Genomic DNA, 18,286 nt, shown 5'->3' with positions numbered 1-18,286 from the left:
TTACCAGTTGGCTACAATATCATTAAAAATTTTATTTATAATTCTGTCTGTTGCTACCTTCACATAGGTTCCTTCTATTTCCTGCATGGATGCTGTATTACTAAAGACCGCTTCATCAGAATATGTTCTGTCAAAACTTTCGGTCGGATATTTAGCATTTTCATAATGCACTTTTACAGTAATTGTAAGCTTATTCTGTGCAGCCATCAGAACATTTCCTGTCGCCTGCGATGTAGAAGGGGTCGATATAGCTGTAGGTGTTGACGGCTGATAATCTACAATCTCACCTTCAATCAGGATATCCGGCATTTCTGTAGTACCCTTCAAGTTTGTTCTCTGTAAAAATCTGTTTTGCAAATCTGTTGAGAACTGCTGACTAAGATTGGGGTTAAAAGAAGTATTATTGGGAAAGTTCTTTATTAAAATTGTCTTTACATCCGGCTTTAAGGATGATCCCGTAAAGGAATAACAGGAAACCAAAAGCTGCGATATTAAAATCAAACTTCCTAAATGCAATATTTTAAATCTATTTTTAAAGGCTGCCTTCATAATCAATTTTTGGTTCTTCAAATCTAATCATAATATTTTTTGTTGCTGCATAACGCATACAAATTGCTAAGGGTAAAGTTAAAAGAATCCCTACACCACAAAGCAAAATTCCGACAGAAGTTATCATACCTATCATGATACTAAACAAAATGGAAGATAGTGCATTCTTCTTAAATAACTTCCAGGAAATCTTGAAAGCATTTGAAAAATCTTTTACACCAAAAAGAGCAACCACTGCAACATAATAGTACATTACAGAGCTTACAACCATCATAATAGCAAAAATGATAAGCACCGCAATAATCATAATCAAAACAAAAACCGGAGCTTGTCCCTGATTTCTTTCAGTAAGCACAGCAGAAACAAGAATTACAACCTCCACAGGTATCAGCAAAGCCAAGACACCGAAGATCATAATCCCGGCAAAGATAAGATAAGGGATCACATCATCGAAATTAAAAATATCTCCTGAGTCAGTCTTTTCTCCGTTTTCTATTTTACGGCAGGCCTTATAGAAATTACCCAGCCCCAAAAGACTGCATAACGGAATCATTCCCATAATAATCGTTAAAAGATAATTGATCAGAATAGTGCCTGTGTCTTTTTTGAAAAGCGCCAATCCATCCGAAAAAGCGTTTCCGATGTTTAGCTGATAGTCAGGATTAATAATGTATTTCGGTTGTGATAAATTCTCCACTTAATCTTCCAGGTTATATTGTTTTATTTTACGATAAAGCGTACGTTGTGAAATTCCAAGTTCATCAGCTGCTTTGTTACGTCTTCCTTTATGTTTTTCTAATGCTTTAATAATCAAATCTTTTTCATTATTCTGTAATGATAAAGATTCAGGTCTTGCTTCTTCCAATTCAATATCTTCTATGTCTTCATAGTTATCGTCGGCATTATTCGATATTATTGTGGGAGTCTGCGGTGTATTGTTGTTATTCTCGAAATACAATAAAGAATTCGGAACAACTGTCTGTTGAGGCTCAGGTGTATAAATCCTGTTGATCAGTGTTTTTTCCTGATTGCTAAGATCCGATGCTCCTCTGTTCTTTATAAGTTCTGAGGTCAGTGTCTTCAGGTCATTAATATCACTTCTCATATCGAAAAGGATCTTGTACATAATCTCTCTTTCGTTATTGAAGTCACTATTGCTATTATTCTGATTCGGCTGGGTAATAACCATTGGCGCGTTGGACACCATTGGAATATAATGGCTCAGTGCTTCCGATGTTATCTCTCGTTTCTGCTCTACAACAGTTAATTGCTCTACAAGATTCCTAAGCTGTCTGATATTCCCCGGAAATGAGTAATTTTCTATATAATGAACACCATCTTCAGTTAAATAAACCTCCGGCATCCTGTATTTCTCTGCAAAATCTATTGCAAACTTGCGGAACAAAAGGTGAATATCTCCTTTACGCTCTCTCAGAGGCGGCATATCGATTTGTACTGTGTTCAGACGGTAGTATAAATCCTCACGGAAACGTCCGTCCTGAATAGCCTTCATCATGTTTACATTGGTAGCAGCAACGATTCTTACATTGGTCTTCTGTACCACAGAAGATCCCACTTTCATAAATTCACCACTTTCCAAAACACGAAGCAAACGAACCTGCGTCTGTAATGGCAGTTCTCCAACCTCATCCAGGAAAATGGTTCCGCCATCGGCTACTTCGAAATAACCTTTTCTGGTTGTTGTAGCGCCTGTAAAAGCACCTTTTTCGTGGCCAAATAGTTCGGAATCGATAGTTCCTTCCGGAATTGCACCACAGTTTACCACAATATATGGCATGTGTTTACGATGCGAAAGGCTATGTATAATTTTAGGGATAAATTCTTTACCTACACCACTTTCACCAATTACTAAAACTGATATATCGGTGGGTGCTACCTGCATGGATTTCTCAAGAGCTCTGTTTAGAGCCGGATAATTTCCGATGATTCCAAAGCGGGCTTTTATATTCTGAAGTTCTGACATTTTAATTTAAGATTAAAGATTTTTGGTTTTTTACAAACCATGTTTTAGCTAAATAGAGTGTTCAATTTTTAAATTTTGTACACTGAATCCAGATAATCTTTATTTCTGATCTTTGAAAGCTTACTTTCTATTTTAAAAGGTGAACTTAAAAAAACGGTACTGTTATTTTTATCAAAAACAAAAGCTTTAACAGCATATTCATCTCTAAAACAAAAATTCTGTTTTTGTTGATTTTCTTTTAATTTGAAAAAGGTGAGTGAAACGAATCGACCAAGCTTTTCGATATGGACTGATGCCTGATCAACCTTAAAACATTCTCCTTGCTGTTTTTTACAATACTTTTCGAATGAAGCAGGTACACAAGAAGAACTTTCTGACTGGTAGCTACCAATCAAAGACATTAAAATGATAATGTATGAAAGACTTCTCATTTAATTTTTACTCAGCTGTTCTCCCCAAAAGCGTACCCTGAGTGTTATCATGTACAAAAACGGACACCATGTCACCTATTTTCTGCCCTTCCAGCTTATCGAATACACAAACTGCATTTTGGGAATTTCTTCCTTTCCACTGATTTTCATTCTTTCTGGAAGTTCCTTCAATCAGAATATCATGCTTTCTGCCAACGTAGGATTTCATCCGGTTTTTGGATAACTCTCCCTGTAATGCAATAACCTCAGCCAGACGCTTTTGCTTTATATCTGCAGGAATATCATCCTCCATCTTCTTATGTGCAGGTGTACCAGGTCTTTCGGAGTAAGCAAACATATAACCATAATCATACTCTACCTCTCTCATTAAGGAAAGTGTATCCTGATGATCTTCTTCTGTCTCTCCGCAGAAACCAATAATCATATCCTGTGAGAAAGAGATATCCGGTACAATTTTCTTTGCTTCCTTTATCAAGGACAAATATTCTGCACGTGTATGTTGACGGTTCATTGCTTTCAGCATATTGTCGCTTCCACTTTGTACAGGAAGGTGAACATACTTACAGATATTATCGTATTTTGCCATGGTATGGAATACATCCAGACTCATATCCTGAGGGTTGGATGTAGAGAATCTGATACGCATATCCGGAACAGCTGTTGCAACCATTCCTAATAAATTTGAAAAATCTACTGCTGTAGCTTTCTGCATTTCAGAAGCTTTTGCAAAGTCCTTTTTAGGCCCGCCTCCGTACCAAAGATAACTGTCTACATTCTGGCCTAGCAGGGTTACTTCTTTATAACCATTGTTAAATAGCTCCACGCATTCATTTAAAATAGAATGAGGATCACGGCTTCTTTCACGCCCTCTGGTAAATGGTACCACACAGAATGTGCACATATTATCACAGCCTCTTGTAATCGTTACAAAAGCTGTAACACCATTGCCGCCTAAACGTACAGGGTTAATATCAGCGTATGTTTCTTCTTTGGAAAGAATTACGTTAATAGCATCTCTTCCGCCTTCTGTTTCTTTTAAAAGATTGGGTAAGTCTCTGTATGCATCTGGCCCAACCACAAGGTCTACCAAATGTTCTTCTTCCAAAAACTTAGTTTTCAGACGCTCGGCCATACAGCCCAGCACTCCAACTGTTAAATTCGGATTGGATTCTTTCTGCTTTTTGAACTGAGAGAGGCGCATACGTACAGTCTGCTCTGCTTTTTCACGAATAGAACAGGTATTTAGTAATATAAGATCTGCTTCTTCTACTTTTAATGTTGTATTATATCCTTGCTCATTAAGGATCGAAGCTACAATTTCGGAATCAGAAAAATTCATCTGGCATCCATAGCTTTCCAGAAACAACTTCTTACCGTTTTCCGGTCTTTCAGCAATTGCAAAGGCTTCCCCTTGCTTGGTTTCGTCTATATATTTTTCCTGCACGGTTCTTATAATTTGAGAATCTGAAACATGAATTCTGTCGTCCATCGCAGTATCATACTGTCTGGAAAAATATTAACTCCTGTTTCGGATTAAGTTCAGTTTGCAAAGTTACGCTTTTTCTGCCAAAATGACAGAGCATTAATCTTTAAGAAAATTTATTTTTAAAGTATACCTGTGTCGAATTGGAATCCCTTTGTATTTTGCTGATGTCCAGCCTTTTCTCATCTTTTTCGTTACAGAATTAAGATCTTTAGGGAATATTCCTGTATTCTCCACCTTAGGATCTATATCGAATTCTGAAACTTAATCTCTTACAGTAACAAAAATAATTATTGTTCTTATCTCACTCCTTTAATCCAACAGATTATTGAATTCTTTCATTTTTTTGCGTCTTTCTGCTACAGCTTGATCTATAAAATCTTTGCTAAATCCACCGGCAATCTGAAACTGATTTCCGCTTTCGTCAACCATTGTTCCTTGCCTAAGCTTTACTCCCGGATCTTTAATATAGTTAGACAAAGCTTTTTCGTACTTGCTTTTGTCTACCACAATAGACTTTTCGTAGGCTGAGGGCAAGTATACTTTTTCAGCATTTTTATAAATCGCTTCAAGTACAAAACGGAAATCATTCTTTTCATCAGAAACCTCAACAATTAGCCCGGGAAGTCCGGAAAATTTATAAGGACCTTCAGGGAATAAAAGATCTGTAGTAAACCATGCTGTCCATTTTCTCCCCAAATATTCTGTTTCTGCTTTCTGACAATTCCAGTTTTTAATCTTTTTAGACTCTTTTAGTATTTTCCATGTCATTTTGCTTTCATCAGAAAATTTATATGAATCTCCATCTATAGTTTTAAATGAGTATTTCTTACCATTCTCTTTTATGTACACCAAAGGATATTTTGCTTTTGGCAGTGAATTGAGGTCAATATTAACACCACCTTCCCGTTCCGATTTTTCACTTAAAGCATTCATAATGGAGTCATTTTTATAATAACTATGATTATAAAAACTTGTCTTTTCCAGCTTCGGGAAAAGGTCCAGTGCGTAATAGTCTGTTATAACTGAATCTTTATCCTTATTAGGCTTAAATTTCAATTCATAAATAGCTCTGTAATTTTGGGCGGAAAGGACAAATGATATACTTATAAAAAGTAAAACATATATTTTCTTCATATCAACTTGGATTTAGAGTTTAGACAAAAGTAAATATTATCTGTTTTTATTGGTGAAAATTTTTTGCTCCTCCTCATTATCCGTATTTTAGCGGGGTTAAAAATAAACCGTAATGAAAAGATTATTCCTTTTGCTCACTTTTATGGTGAGTTTCGTACAAATGAGAGCCGACGAGGGAATGTGGCTAATGATGCTCATTAAGCGACTAAATGGTGTAGATATGCAAAAAGAAGGGCTACACCTTACACCGGAAGAAATTTATTCCGTGAACAACTCCAGTATGAAAGATGCTATTCTCCAATTCGGAGGGGGATGTACTGCAGAGATCGTATCTCCGCAAGGTCTTATTTTCACCAATCACCACTGTGGATACGGCGCTATTGCTGCTGCGTCTACCCCAGAGAAAGATTACCTTACCAATGGTTTCTGGGCAAAGAATAATGGTGAAGAAATTAATTCTAAAGGCTTATCAGTAAGATTCTTTGTAAGAATGGATGATGCGACAAAACGTATTACATCTAAACTGAACAATGATATGAGCGCTGATCAGAGAAAAGCTATTATCGATGCTGAAATCAAAGCTATCCAGTCTGAAAACTCTGAGAACGGAAAATACACTGTAGTGGTGAAGGATTTCTTCAAAGGAAATGAGTTTTACTACTTTGTATTTCAGGATTTCAAAGATGTTCGTCTGGTAGGTACTCCGCCGTCATCTATTGGTAAATATGGTGGTGATACTGATAACTGGGAATGGCCAAGACACACAGGAGACTTCTCTGTTTTCCGTGTTTATGCTGATAAAAATGGCAATCCTGCTGAATATTCAGCTAACAACGTTCCTTTAAAGCCTAAGCATCACTTACCAATTTCACTAAAAGGAAATAAGCCTGGTGATTTTGCAATGATTGTAGGATATCCTGGTACAACAAACAGATACCTTACTTCTTTCGGAATCGAACAAATGGTAAGCAAAGATTACCCGGCATGGGTTGAAGCTTCTAAAACAGCTATGGATGTTATGAAGAAGCATATGGATAAAGACGATGCTACAAGATTAGCTTACGCGTCTAACTATGCAAGTGTTGCTAACTATTGGAAAAACAGAGCCGGAACAATTGAAGCTGTTTATAAAAACGGAACAATTGGTGACAAAAAAGAAGTTGAGAAAAAATACCAACAATGGGCTGATAAAGCAGAAAACAAAGCTGTTTATGGAAATGTATTAGCGAATACTGATACCTACTACAAGCAAATTTCTAACAGAAATATCGAGAAAAATTACGGTGCACAGTTCCAGAGAAATGCTAAATACATCAGAAATTCTTTCCAGATCGGAGATGCCTTAACAAGCTACATGAAGCAGGATGCATCTGCTCAGGCAGCTATGAAACCTAAATTAGAAGCAGCTGTTAAGCAGGCTTATGAAGGGTTTAATACTCAACTTGAAGCAGAAATGCTATCTCAGATGGCTTCTTTATATCAGTCAAAAGTAGCAGCAGATGTTGCTTCTGCAACAGTAAAATCTGTAAATGTATCAGAACTTGCGAATATTGCACAGTCTTCAATTTTTGCAAACGCAGCTTCAGTAATTAACTTCCTGAACAATCCAAGCGCTGAAAAATTAGCGAATGATAAACTTTACAAGTTTGCTGCAGGCTATATCGGAGACAACAAAGTATTGGCTGAAAAATATGCTAAAACTGATGAAGGTTTCCAGAAAGACAGCCGTTTATTCATGGACGGATTAATGAAATCTATGCCTGAGAAAAAATTCTATCCGGATGCTAACTCTACGATCAGGTTAACTTATGGTCAGATCGAGACGCTTCCTAAAAGAGCAGACAGAGACTACACAGGTATCAAGCAGAATTACTATACCACAATGGAAGGTATGATTAAGAAGTACAAGAAAGGTGACGAAGAATTCGATCTTCCACAAGGACTTCTTGATCTTTATAAAAAGAAAGATTATGGTATGTACAAAGACAAAGACGGGCAACTTCATGTAAACTTCCTTTCTAATAACGATATTACAGGAGGTAACTCAGGTTCTCCAATTATCGATGGTTATGGAAGACTTATAGGTCTTGCATTTGACGGAAACAGTGAAGCTTTAAGTGGTGACATTGTTTTTGAACCTAAACTACAAAGAACAATTAACGTGGATGTTAGATACGTACTTTGGGTAATCGACAAGTTTGCAGGTGCTAAAAACTTAATTAGCGAATTGACTTTAGTAAAGTAGTCCTTTTGCAAATAAAATATAAACCTCACAATATTGTGAGGTTTTTTTGTGTAAATTCGTTAGACCTGATTGAAAAAGATGCTTATTGCTAAGAACATCACAAAATGGACGTTAATAGGATTGTTCATCTGGTTTTTCTTACTGATGTGTAGGATTACATTATTCTATGTACCCTTTTCGGCTACAGCTTCTTTTCTTAATATTAAACAAACTGAGGTTACTACTCTCCCTTTTTATCTTCCCTTTTTTTACACACATGTCTACAGCAGTATTTTTGTATTGCTCGCTGGATTCATTCAATTCTTTACAACACGTAAAAAGCATAAAACCATCCACCAATATTCAGGATACGTATATGTGGCAGGACTCTTATTATTTTCTGCTCCTTCAGGTATATATATGGGCATACATGCTAACGGGGGTTTCTGGGCACAATTGTCTTTTATTATTTTAGGCTGCTTATGGTGGTTTACCACTTTCATGGCAATGGTGAAAATTTTCAAAAAAGATATTAAGAGCCACCAGCAATGGATGAACAGAAGTTATGCACTTGCTGTTTCTGCTTTGACGCTGAGAATGTGGAAAGTTATTCTGGTTTATCTTTTTCAGCCCAATCCCATGGAAGTCTATCTGATTATTGCATGGCTAGGATGGGTTCCAAATTTATTAATCATCGAATTATTAATACTAAAAAAATATAAATATGAAAAAGCTCGTTATTTTCGGAGTCTTGCTCTCCCTGTTTTCGTGCAAAAAGGAAGCTAAGGTTACTTCCTTGGAGAATAAAAAAGATTCTGTTAAAGCGGCTCCGGAAAAAATTATGGCTCCGGAGTTCCATAAGGAATTGTATGGTATCTGGACAGGATCTTTCTATCCGGACTACAAACGGAATCCTGATGATGAAAGCGGAGATACCAAAAAAATAAGTATTAAAATAGACCGCATTACAGCAGATACTGTTTGGGCACAAAGTATTGTATCGGGAAATCAGCGCCCGTTAATCGGGAAAACCAGTGATCAGGGCAATAAAATTTCTTTTGTCCTGGATGAACCTGGGAATCGTAAAGACGACGGAAGATTCGAACTATTTACCCGAAACGATTCTTTAATTGGTCAATGGACAGCCTATAATACTACCGGTGTAAAATCTCCGTATAAAAAACTGGATCTTGCCCAAAAGCAATTTGTATACAATCCCAACTTTATGCTGAGTAAGGATACAGAATTCGTAGACTGGGCAACCCCTAAAGAGAAAAAGGAAACTTATAAAGATGATGACGGCAAAATGCAGACCTATACTCAGCAAGTATACCGTTCAGCATCCGATGATGTTTACAAGATCAATTCTTCTACTCAAAAACTTACTGAGAAACAGCTGAAAAATCTAAGAAAGCTGGATTTAGAAATTCTTCGTAACACCATTTTTGCCCGTCACGGATATTCTTTCAAAAAACAGACCTACCGTAACTTCTTTGAATATACAGACTGGTATGTACCTGTAAGCAATAATGTAGACAAAGAACTTTCGCCTTTGGAAAAAGAAAATGTACAACTCTTGAGCAGAATGGAGAAATACGCGAAAGACACCTATGATTCTTATGGCAGATAAGGTAAAATTTGATGCTATTATTCTTCAGCATCAGGATATGAATGCTGCTTATGTTGATTTTCCTTTTAGTACAGAAGAGTTATTTGGCAAAAAAGGACAGGTAAAGATAAAAGCTCTTTTTGATGGTGCCATTGAATATCGCGGAAGCCTTGCTAAAATGAAGTCTTCCTGTCATATGCTGGGATTAACACAGGAAGTACGAAAAAGTTTGAAGAAAACATTCGGAGACAGTGTTTCCGTTATTTTATGGGAAGACAAGGAGGAGCGTATTGTGGAAATTCCGGAGGATATCGCGGAACTTTTCGATAAGCACCCTGATGCCAAGGAACTTTACGATGCGATGTCTTATACACATCGCAAAGAATATATGCGTTGGATTACAGATGCTAAGAAACCGGAAACACGAGAAAACAGAAAGTCAAAATTAATTGACATGATAATTTCCGGCAAAAAAGGCATCTAAATTCATAGATTTTTTGTATATTGTGGCTATAACAAATTGAACATGTCTATCAAGATCTTTCAGCCTTTCTGGGCATTTATCCTCCCTCTTCTTGCGTGGGGGATTTATATGCTCGGAATCAATAATAATATAATTTCAGAAATTTTTGCGGGTGTTTTACTTATCGGTTCTGTACTTGCAGCAGTACACCATGCCGAGACAATTGCACACAGATTAGGAGAGCCGTTTGGAACAATCATTTTGGCGATAGCCATCACCGTTATAGAAGTAGCCCTTATTATTTCATTAATGGTAGCAGGTGGCCCCGAAGCGGAAACCTTGCCCAGAGATACAGTCCTTGCTGCAATTATGCTAATTCTGAATGGTATCATTGGTTTATGTTTATTGATCGGTGGTGCCAAATTTCATGAGCAGTATTTTGGAAAAAAATCTGCAAATACAGCCCTGATTACACTTATCTCTATTCTCGTTCTTACACTTGTACTTCCTAATTACACAACAAGTGTACGTGGTCCATATTATAACACTTCACAGTTAATCTTTGCAGCCGTTGTTTCCTTAATTCTATATGGCTCCTTTATTATGGTACAAACCGTAAGACACAAAGATTATTTTGTTACCGAAGGCGAAATCCAGCCACATGAAAAGGTTACCACACAAAAGATGATTTTAAGTCTTGTATTTCTTGTATTGTGTTTAGGAATTGTTGTACTACTCGCCAAAACACTTTCACCAAGTATAGAAAAAATGGTAATTGATATTGGTGCGCCAAAATCACTGGTCGGGGTGATTATTGCAGCTGTAGTATTGCTTCCGGAAGGGATTTCCGCTATTAAAGCAGCCCGAAAAAATCAATTACAAACCAGTCTTAACCTTGCATTAGGATCAGCATTGGCCAGTATTGGTTTAACTATTCCTGCTGTTGTTGTGGTATGTCTAATGTACGATATAGATCTTGTACTGGGTATAGATGTAAAGTCTATGGTATTACTGGCTCTGTCCTTCTTCATTGTAATGCTGTCGCTTAATCAGGGAAAAACCAACCTCCATTACGGAGTCGTATTATTAGTAAGTTTAGTCGCTTATATCTTTAATGTTATTGTCCCATAAATTATGAAAACATATGAAACTGAACGTCTGATTATAAAGCCTATAACGCTTGATGACGCCACTTTTCTTCTGGATCTGTATAACAGGCCTAAGTTCATTCAATATATCGGAGATAAAAATCTGCGAAGCATCGATGATGCTCAGACTTATATTCAGAACAGATTTCTTCCTCAACTGGAAAGATCTGGTTTCGGGAATTATACAATTACACTGAAAGAGAACAATGAGATTATTGGAGCTGTAGGTATTTTTGAAAGAGAGGGCCTTCCTATAATGGATATTGGCTATTCCTTTCTGGAAGAATATGAAGGAAAGGGCTACGCCTACGAAGCAGCCATAAAAGTAAAAGAAATCGGCATGAAAGATTTCGGGCTGGGAAAACTTTCCGCTATCACTTCCAAAGAAAACTTCGCATCGCAAAAGCTTCTTGGAAAGTTAGGATTAACTTATGTAAAAGATGTCTCCCTTCCAAATGACAATGAATTACTCATGTACTTTGAAACTGAATAAAATAAAAGACCGGCTCATTAGAGCCGATCTTTTTTGATAGATTTATATCTGAGTTTAATTTAGTTAAGGTTTTTGAATTCCTCAGCAGAAATCTCTCCACTTGCGATTTTCTTCAACTCAGCCATGTGCGCACGGATTGTTTTATCAATTTCAGGATTAACCTGGAAGTTGCTGGCACTAGGCTTCAAAGCAGGATCCTGTCCGTTTAACACATTGGAATAATAATAAAAGAAGTTCGAGTCAAAACCTGTTGCAGTTAAAGAATACTGACCTAATAAGAATCCTAAACGTACTGCAGCTCTTCTTTGAGGAGAAGTACCATGATGGTTAGGATTATTAACCTGGTTATCCCCAATAGATGCTGCAAACTCATAAGCTGCTGCAATCTGAGAGAAATCAGTTTTATTAAAACCTGCTGGTCTTCTTAGGTAATAACCTGCAAAACCATCGGCTTCCAATTCACTGGAACGCGCTGTACTTTCCTGAACTGAAGGAATATTGTATTTATATTGTAACTGATGCCCATATTCGTGAGCAAGGATCATAGCATTTACAATATTATCAGAACTTTTTGTTTTTGCATCCTGATAGATTGCATAGCCATAATAAATTTTCCCGGTTGAATACGAAATTGCATTGTAAGTAGATGAAGGATTTGATGGATCATCTACAAATCTAAGGGTAGGTGTACTTAGCCCCCAAAGCGATGCATTTTTCTGAACCTGAGTGTTCATAAAATTAGTATCAGCTGTTGTAGTAAGTCCAGTTTTTAAAACAGAACTAAAAGTCCAGTTTTGATCTACATAGCTACATAGCAATTCAGACGCAGAAGGCGATACCAGTGCTTCTGTTGTAATTGATTGTTCTGCTGTGTTGTCTTCTCTGCTACAGGAAACAAGAAGAGTCGTTGCTAGTGTCCCTACCAGCAACAGGGGAATGAATCTTTTTTTCATAATAAATTAATTTGTTATTTGGTTTATTCACACGATTAAATATGACTTTTATCATGCGGTGGTAAATCTACATTTATTCTACCAATCAACTATAATTTAATATTTTTTATTATTATGTTAAACATAATAATATCTTTACACCCCTTTATACAACACTATTCTTCTAATAATTGTTGCGCATGATCTTTGGTTTTGACCTTATCGATAACCTTTACACAGATCCCATTTTCATCAAAAACAAAAGTTGTACGTATAATCCCCATAAACTCTCTTCCCATGAATTTCTTTAGCTGCCATACACCAAAAGCCTCAATTACTTCTTTATTAGTATCGGCTAAAAGATCAAAAGGAAAACTGTATTTATCGGAGAAATTCTTTTGCCGTTTTTCATCGTCAGCACTAACACCCAGTAGCTGATATCCTTTTTCTTTTAGGATTGTATAATTGTCTCTCAGATTACAGGCCTCTGCTGTACATCCCGGAGTGCTCGCTTTAGGATAAAAGAAAACAACCAGCTTTTTACCTAAATAATTTTTTGAATCGATTTCAGCACCATTTTGGTTTATTCCTTTAAATTGAGGAAGCTTATCACCTACTTGTAACATATTCTTTATTTTTGTTTAAAATTACTACTTCTATGACCAAAAAGCAAAGAGCGGAAACTGTAATGACAGAACTTGAGAAGCTATACCCTCAGGTGCCAATCCCTTTAGACCACTTCGATCCTTATACGCTTTTAGTTGCTGTAGCGCTTTCTGCACAGACAACAGACAAAAAAGTAAATGAAGTAACACCTATGCTTTTTGCAAAGGCACAAACCCCCCAGCAGATGGCCCGTTTGGAAGAATTTGAAATTAAAGAGCTGATAAAAGAGATTGGTTTGTCGAATACCAAGGCTAAAAATCTGAAAAGAATGGCTGAGCTTCTTGTAGAAAGACATCAGGGAATTGTTCCGGAAAGTTTTGAAGATCTTGAAAATTTACCGGGTGTCGGCCACAAAACTGCATCTGTAGTAATGTCGCAAGCATTCGGACATCCTGCATTTCCGGTGGATACCCATATCAACAGACTCATGAAGCAATGGAAGCTTTCCGAAGGTAAAAACGTGGAACAAGTAGAGGCCGACGCTAAAAAATTATTCCCGAAAAACACATGGAACAAGCTTCATCTTCAGATTATATTTTACGGAAGAGAGTATTCTCCTGCCCGTGGTAAAGGCGAAAAAGACTTTTTAACTAAAATGTTATTTGATAAGTAGCGCTTATCTTTCATATAAAATAAACTCCATTTCAGGAGTGAAAATCAGCCCCGGTAAGAAAGTTCTCTTACCGGGGCTGTTATAAAGATTAATAATAATTTACAATTAAAGCTCATTGATATTAAAATTAATTCAATAATAATTATTTATTAAACAAAATATAACAAATAAATTACATCGGATTACATAATATTTTTTAATTTAGGAATGCTAAAGTGAAGGAATTGTTATTCTAAATACCCCCCCACAACACCAAATTACAACACAATGAGTACAAACAGGCAGAAAGAAAAAACATCGAACATTCTCTATAATTATGGCATATCCGAGGCTCTGATCGGAGGCCTTTATGAAGGAACCATTTCTGTTAAAAGCCTGAAGCAAAAAGGTGATTTTGGACTTGGCGCTCCCGGAATGTTGGACGGAGAATTAACAATACTGGATGGAAAGGCCTACCAGACGAATTCAGATGGAGAAACCATAATTCTGAAAGACGATCATATGGTTGCTTTTTCATCTGTTACATTTTTTGAGGCAGATTTAATTTCCCATATCAATGCCACAACAGCCAGAGAATCATTATTCAGAATTATCACGAATACTCTCGAGAACAAAAACGCTATGTATGCTATAAAAATAACCGGAGAATTCGAACATATAAGAACAAGAGCTTTTCCACCAACAGAAGCCCCTTTCCCTATTCTTTCTACTATTCTGGATAAACAGAGGGTATTTAATTTTAACAATGTCCAAGGGACACTTATTGGCTATTTTTTACCTGAATATTTAAACGGAATAAATGTGAGTGGTTTTCATTTCCACTTTCTCTCTGCCGATAAAAAGCATGGCGGCCATCTTTTAGACTTTACAGCTGAAAATCTTAAAATAGAGATTGCAGAACTAAAGAGTATGGAATTGGAAGTTTCTTCTGATCCTTCTTTTCACCAATTCAGATTCCGAAACAAACACAATGAGGATCTGGAAAAAGTAGGAAGAGGCTACTAAAACGTTTCTTCTTTAGTATTTCTATAAAAAAACATCATAGGTCAATACCTATGATGTCTTTATATTTAAAAGGATAATAAATCCGACTTTTATTGCTTCTTAGACCAAAGCTCCATTTTTCTTTCCAGAACACTTAGCGGCAGACATCCCTGACTTAGTACCTCATCATGGAAAGACGCCAGACTGAATTTAGCCCCAAGTTGTTTTTCATATTTTGTTCTTAGCTCTCTTATTTTTAAAGCTCCGGTTTTATAACTCAACGCCTGTCCTGGTATTGCCATATAACGTTCAATCTCCGCAGTTGCTCCCGCCTCATCATAAGCCACATTACTCAGAAAATATTTTATAGCCTGTTCTCTCGTCATTTGCCCTGTATGAATACCTGTATCAACTACCAATCGAACCGCTCTCATCATTTCGTCACTCAGCGAACCCAATTTTTGATAAGGATCCGTATAAAGTCCAAACTCTGGCCCCAGAGATTCACAATACAGCGCCCAACCTTCACCATAAGCTCCTAACCAGCCAAAACGCATAAACTTAGGCAGCTTTGTATTTTCCTGTTGCAAAGAAACCTGATAATGGTGTCCCGGAATTGCTTCATGCAGAAACAAAGATTCCATTCCACTAGTCACATTAAACTTCTTAGGATCAGGAATCGGAATATAAAAAATCCCCGGTCTCTTACCGTCAGGTGTTCCCTGCATATATTCTGCACTGGCAGTAGCCTCCCGGAATTTCTCTGTCTGACGTATTTCAAATGGAGTCTTTGGTGTTACGTTAAACATTGTTTTTAGCTTCGGGGTAATCTTTGTCAAAATCCCCTGAAATCCATCCAGAATCTCTTTTGAAGTTTTATACGGCATTGCTTTTGGATCATTTTTTACATGAGCCAAAAACTCTTCCAGCGATCCTTTATAACCTACCTGCGCTTTTACTTTTTCCATTTCTCTACGGATTCGTGCCACCTCTTCAAGACCGGTTTTATGTATTTCATCCGGAGTTCTGCTGGTTGTTGTCCATGTTTTTACATAATAAGCGTATATATCCTTACCATTTGGTAAAGCATTATAACCATCCGTATCACGGGCATTAGGCAAGTATTCTTCCTTCAAGAATTTACCCATACGAGAATACACAGGAATAATCTTATCTTTAATAGCTTCCTGGAAAAGTTTGGTATATTTCTGCTTCTGATCTGCAGTAAAGTCTTTTGGAAAATCCTTTATAGGTCCGTAAAAGATATTTTTATCAAATTCTGTTGTTATAATTTCAGTGGCATTCATCTGTGGAATCATTTTCACCACAAGCTTTTTAGGCAATACCATTTTATTTTTTATTCCTGTACGGAAGTTTTGCTCGGCAGTACCCATCCATGCAGGAAACTGATCTATACGTTTTAACCAGTTGTCATAATCTTTTGCTGTTTTGAAAGGCTGACTTCCCTTCCCACTTCCCAATAGAGGCATCGTAAGTGGCAGTCCATCAAATTGGCTAAACGGAATATATTCGGGATGATAAACATAGCTTTCGACCTTTGTTTTAAGCTGATTATCCAGCACATCAAAGATTACCTTGTGCTGATCATCCAAAGCTTCATAATTAATTTTAGAAAGCTCTTTTATCGTGTTATTGTAAAAATTAATTTCACCGGTAATAACTTTTGCATCGATATTATCAGGCAACAGATCATTATATCTTACATCTCCCTGATATGTAGCATCTAAAGGACTAAGCTTCAGATATGCCTCATAGTATTTATCTGCAAGTTTTACCAGTTTATCATTTTCTCTACTATCCGCAGCTTCATTTTTTGCAGAATCTTTCTTCTGACAGGATATCACAGCTAACGTCAATCCCATAGAGGCAAGCATTCCTATTTTAATTAGTTTTTTCATAGAAAAGATTGTTTACCCAAAAGTAACCATTCTTGGCATGATAAAAAACACAAAATCAATATTTACGTGTCATATCCTCTACCATCGGAGATGCTTTGGAAACTATGAACTACATGATAATGTCGAGCAGCCAGGCTGATCTCCTGCCCAGTCCGGTCGTTTCACAGAGAACTCCGGATATAATTCTTCATAGGGGTTCTCTAATGCTTTCAATAACTTGTTGAGCAATGTAAAATCTCCTTGATCTGTTTCTTCAATACATTGAAAAAGCAGGTAATTTCTTAAAATAAATTTAGGATTTGCACGCTGCATTTTTTGCAGGGATTCTTCTGTGGAAATTGTATTTTGTGATTTTCGGTCTACATAATGTTGCACGAAATTCTCCAGTTGTAATATTTGCGACTGGGTAAGATTATAATAAAAACAAGGCTCGAAATGAAGAGCTGCATTTGTTTGAGCATCCACTTTCTCTAATAAAGAAAAAAACAAAGTATAATCCAGTTTTAGCTCGTCCATTAGTTTTTGCCATTCCAGAAGAAGAGACTGATCACTTTCCTTAACACCATCTAACCCCAACTTTTCAGCCATCATCTTATCATAACCCGTCCAGAAGTATTTTGAAAAATCATTGAGTATTTCTTCTAAGCCTTCCTGATTATTCACAACAGGAAAAATAGCATTAGCCAATTGAAATAAATTCCAGTGTGCAATATTCGCCTGCTTTCCAAAGGCATATCTTCTTCCCGGCAGATCGGTCGTATTAGGCGTAAAATTCAAACTATATTCATCCAGCATACTGAAGGGACCATAATCTATAGTTAGCCCCAGAATGGACATATTATCGGTATTCATTACACCGTGAACAAAACCTACTCTAAACCAGTCAATAATAGTTTCAGCGGTTTTCTGAGCAACTTCCCGGAACCAACTCAGGTATTTATCAGCATCTGTTTCCCCTTTGATTTCCGGAAAATAGCGTTCTATTATCCAGTCCATTAACTGCTTTAGCGTATCCGTTTCTTGTCTTGCAGCCAATAATTCAAAATGTCCGAACCGGATGAAGCTTTCAGCTGTTCGTATAATCACAGCTCCGTTTTCTGCTTCCGGATGCCCATTATAAAACATATCCCGTATTACATTTTCACCTGTCTTTACAAGACTTAAAGCACGGGTTGTAGAAATTCCTAAATGATACATAGCCTCACTCATCATATACTCTCTGAGTGAGGAGCGGAAAACAGCTCTGCCATCTGCATTTCTGGAATAAGGAGTACTTCCGGCTCCTTTATATTGCAATTCTATATTCTTCCCGGATCGGCTCTTAACTTCTCCTATATTGATTGCGCGGCCATCTCCTAACTGACCAGCCCAGTTACCAAACTGGTGTCCGGCATAAGCTGTAGCATATGTTGTAACTCCTTCCGGAAGCATCTGCCCACTAAACAGACCGATGTTATCTTTAGCGATCATTAGTTGTTCTCCCAGTTCTTCATTGAAGAGAATCAGTTCAGGTTTTGGGAATTCCATCGGCTCAACAAGGGCATAAAGTACACCCGGAGTCTGCCGTGGATAGTTATCATATGTATTATCACCTGGAAAGGTTTCTTTAAAAGGCTGTTTGATTTCTGGCAAGTTCATCATGATAAAAAAA

At 37.0% G+C, this 18,286-nt stretch carries 18 protein-coding genes; 8 read left to right on the top strand and 10 right to left on the bottom strand.

Annotated features, from left to right (window positions below):
* The 6 genes from lptE to AYC65_RS18290 all read right to left on the bottom strand — a co-directional run bounded on the left by lptE (window position 1) and on the right by AYC65_RS18290 (window position 5,584).
* Window positions 1-549, bottom strand: coding sequence for an LPS assembly lipoprotein LptE (gene lptE / locus AYC65_RS18315; protein ID WP_034871781.1), 549 nt, complete (start codon window positions 547-549; stop codon window positions 1-3).
* Window positions 533-1,246: a DUF2189 domain-containing protein gene (locus AYC65_RS18310; protein ID WP_034871782.1), complete on the bottom strand. Its 714-nt coding sequence runs from the start codon at window positions 1,244-1,246 to the stop codon at window positions 533-535. Before AYC65_RS18310 ends, lptE begins: the two co-directional genes overlap by 17 nt.
* Window positions 1,247-2,533 (bottom strand): sigma-54 interaction domain-containing protein, encoded by a 1,287-nt coding sequence (locus tag AYC65_RS18305; protein WP_034871783.1) that lies wholly within the window; start codon window positions 2,531-2,533, stop codon window positions 1,247-1,249.
* Window positions 2,534-2,601: 68 nt separating this feature from the next.
* Complete coding sequence (locus tag AYC65_RS18300) at window positions 2,602-2,964, bottom strand: hypothetical protein (protein ID WP_034871784.1); 363 nt, start codon at window positions 2,962-2,964, stop codon at window positions 2,602-2,604.
* Window positions 2,965-2,971: 7 nt separating this feature from the next.
* Entirely contained in the window at window positions 2,972-4,408 is a 1,437-nt protein-coding gene (gene miaB / locus AYC65_RS18295; protein ID WP_034871982.1) for a tRNA (N6-isopentenyl adenosine(37)-C2)-methylthiotransferase MiaB, read from the bottom strand.
* A 351-nt stretch (window positions 4,409-4,759) separates the two neighbouring features.
* On the bottom strand, window positions 4,760-5,584 hold the full coding sequence (locus AYC65_RS18290; RefSeq protein ID WP_034871785.1) for a GLPGLI family protein: 825 nt from the start codon (window positions 5,582-5,584) through the stop codon (window positions 4,760-4,762).
* A gap of 112 nt (window positions 5,585-5,696) precedes the next feature.
* Here AYC65_RS18290 and AYC65_RS18285 point away from each other — a divergent pair, with 112 nt between their 5' ends.
* The 6 genes from AYC65_RS18285 to AYC65_RS18260 all read left to right on the top strand — a co-directional run bounded on the left by AYC65_RS18285 (window position 5,697) and on the right by AYC65_RS18260 (window position 11,521).
* Window positions 5,697-7,829, top strand: coding sequence for a S46 family peptidase (locus tag AYC65_RS18285; RefSeq protein ID WP_034871786.1), 2,133 nt, complete (start codon window positions 5,697-5,699; stop codon window positions 7,827-7,829).
* A 78-nt stretch (window positions 7,830-7,907) separates the two neighbouring features.
* Window positions 7,908-8,594 carry a DUF2306 domain-containing protein gene (locus tag AYC65_RS18280; protein WP_034871787.1) on the top strand — a complete coding sequence of 229 codons (687 nt, stop codon included), beginning with the start codon at window positions 7,908-7,910 and terminating at the stop codon, window positions 8,592-8,594.
* On the top strand, window positions 8,533-9,438 hold the full coding sequence (locus tag AYC65_RS18275; protein ID WP_034871788.1) for a YARHG domain-containing protein: 906 nt from the start codon (window positions 8,533-8,535) through the stop codon (window positions 9,436-9,438). The genes AYC65_RS18280 and AYC65_RS18275 overlap by 62 nt, the downstream gene beginning before the upstream one ends.
* Complete coding sequence (locus AYC65_RS18270; RefSeq protein ID WP_034871983.1) at window positions 9,428-9,901, top strand: YdeI/OmpD-associated family protein; 474 nt, start codon at window positions 9,428-9,430, stop codon at window positions 9,899-9,901. The genes AYC65_RS18275 and AYC65_RS18270 overlap by 11 nt, the downstream gene beginning before the upstream one ends.
* A 42-nt stretch (window positions 9,902-9,943) precedes the next feature.
* The gene (locus AYC65_RS18265) at window positions 9,944-11,011 is read left to right on the top strand and encodes a calcium:cation antiporter (protein ID WP_034871789.1); all 1,068 of its coding nucleotides are present in this window, start codon (window positions 9,944-9,946) and stop codon (window positions 11,009-11,011) included.
* 3 nt (window positions 11,012-11,014) lie between these two features.
* Entirely contained in the window at window positions 11,015-11,521 is a 507-nt protein-coding gene (locus tag AYC65_RS18260) for a GNAT family N-acetyltransferase (protein WP_034871790.1), read from the top strand.
* Window positions 11,522-11,580: 59 nt separating this feature from the next.
* On the opposite strand, the gene AYC65_RS18255 is transcribed toward AYC65_RS18260, so the two are convergent.
* Window positions 11,581-12,474: a neutral zinc metallopeptidase gene (locus tag AYC65_RS18255; RefSeq protein WP_034871791.1), complete on the bottom strand. Its 894-nt coding sequence runs from the start codon at window positions 12,472-12,474 to the stop codon at window positions 11,581-11,583.
* Between the two features lie 155 nt (window positions 12,475-12,629).
* Entirely contained in the window at window positions 12,630-13,079 is a 450-nt protein-coding gene (gene bcp, locus AYC65_RS18250; protein ID WP_034871792.1) for a thioredoxin-dependent thiol peroxidase, read from the bottom strand.
* Window positions 13,080-13,111: 32 nt separating this feature from the next.
* Between bcp and nth the strand changes: the two genes are divergently transcribed.
* On the top strand, window positions 13,112-13,732 hold the full coding sequence (gene nth, locus AYC65_RS18245; RefSeq protein ID WP_034871793.1) for an endonuclease III: 621 nt from the start codon (window positions 13,112-13,114) through the stop codon (window positions 13,730-13,732).
* Window positions 13,733-13,999: 267 nt separating this feature from the next.
* A complete protein-coding gene (budA, locus tag AYC65_RS18240) occupies window positions 14,000-14,737 on the top strand; it encodes an acetolactate decarboxylase (RefSeq protein WP_034871794.1) in 738 nt (245 codons plus the stop codon).
* An 89-nt stretch (window positions 14,738-14,826) separates the two neighbouring features.
* Here the strand turns inward: budA and AYC65_RS18235 are convergent, their stop codons facing one another.
* Together AYC65_RS18235 and AYC65_RS18230 are read right to left on the bottom strand one after the other, a co-directional pair.
* Window positions 14,827-16,635 (bottom strand): DUF885 domain-containing protein, encoded by a 1,809-nt coding sequence (locus AYC65_RS18235; protein ID WP_052114809.1) that lies wholly within the window; start codon window positions 16,633-16,635, stop codon window positions 14,827-14,829.
* 102 nt (window positions 16,636-16,737) lie between these two features.
* Window positions 16,738-18,276 (bottom strand): protein adenylyltransferase SelO, encoded by a 1,539-nt coding sequence (locus AYC65_RS18230; protein ID WP_078674603.1) that lies wholly within the window; start codon window positions 18,274-18,276, stop codon window positions 16,738-16,740.
* Between the last annotated feature and the right edge of the window lie 10 nt (window positions 18,277-18,286).

The sequence above is a fragment of the Elizabethkingia bruuniana genome, assembly GCF_002024805.1.
Classification (GTDB): Bacteria; Bacteroidota; Bacteroidia; order Flavobacteriales; family Weeksellaceae; genus Elizabethkingia; species Elizabethkingia bruuniana.
This window is presented reverse-complemented; position numbering and strand designations above follow the sequence as displayed.

What these genes read in the sequence shown, in the direction of transcription:
- lptE (WP_034871781.1), bottom strand. Translation starts at nt 549, where the DNA reads ATGAAGGCAGCCTTTAAAAATAGATTTAAAATATTGCATTTAGGAAGT.
- AYC65_RS18305 (WP_034871783.1), bottom strand. Translation starts at nt 2,533, where the DNA reads ATGTCAGAACTTCAGAATATAAAAGCCCGCTTTGGAATCATCGGAAAT.
- AYC65_RS18300 (WP_034871784.1), bottom strand. Translation starts at nt 2,964, where the DNA reads ATGAGAAGTCTTTCATACATTATCATTTTAATGTCTTTGATTGGTAGC.
- AYC65_RS18290 (WP_034871785.1), bottom strand. Translation starts at nt 5,584, where the DNA reads ATGAAGAAAATATATGTTTTACTTTTTATAAGTATATCATTTGTCCTT.
- AYC65_RS18285 (WP_034871786.1), top strand. Translation starts at nt 5,697, where the DNA reads ATGAAAAGATTATTCCTTTTGCTCACTTTTATGGTGAGTTTCGTACAA.
- AYC65_RS18280 (WP_034871787.1), top strand. Translation starts at nt 7,908, where the DNA reads ATGCTTATTGCTAAGAACATCACAAAATGGACGTTAATAGGATTGTTC.
- AYC65_RS18275 (WP_034871788.1), top strand. Translation starts at nt 8,533, where the DNA reads ATGAAAAAGCTCGTTATTTTCGGAGTCTTGCTCTCCCTGTTTTCGTGC.
- AYC65_RS18270 (WP_034871983.1), top strand. Translation starts at nt 9,428, where the DNA reads ATGGCAGATAAGGTAAAATTTGATGCTATTATTCTTCAGCATCAGGAT.
- AYC65_RS18265 (WP_034871789.1), top strand. Translation starts at nt 9,944, where the DNA reads ATGTCTATCAAGATCTTTCAGCCTTTCTGGGCATTTATCCTCCCTCTT.
- AYC65_RS18260 (WP_034871790.1), top strand. Translation starts at nt 11,015, where the DNA reads ATGAAAACATATGAAACTGAACGTCTGATTATAAAGCCTATAACGCTT.
- AYC65_RS18255 (WP_034871791.1), bottom strand. Translation starts at nt 12,474, where the DNA reads ATGAAAAAAAGATTCATTCCCCTGTTGCTGGTAGGGACACTAGCAACG.
- bcp (WP_034871792.1), bottom strand. Translation starts at nt 13,079, where the DNA reads ATGTTACAAGTAGGTGATAAGCTTCCTCAATTTAAAGGAATAAACCAA.
- nth (WP_034871793.1), top strand. Translation starts at nt 13,112, where the DNA reads ATGACCAAAAAGCAAAGAGCGGAAACTGTAATGACAGAACTTGAGAAG.
- budA (WP_034871794.1), top strand. Translation starts at nt 14,000, where the DNA reads ATGAGTACAAACAGGCAGAAAGAAAAAACATCGAACATTCTCTATAAT.
- AYC65_RS18235 (WP_052114809.1), bottom strand. Translation starts at nt 16,635, where the DNA reads ATGAAAAAACTAATTAAAATAGGAATGCTTGCCTCTATGGGATTGACG.
- AYC65_RS18230 (WP_078674603.1), bottom strand. Translation starts at nt 18,276, where the DNA reads ATGATGAACTTGCCAGAAATCAAACAGCCTTTTAAAGAAACCTTTCCA.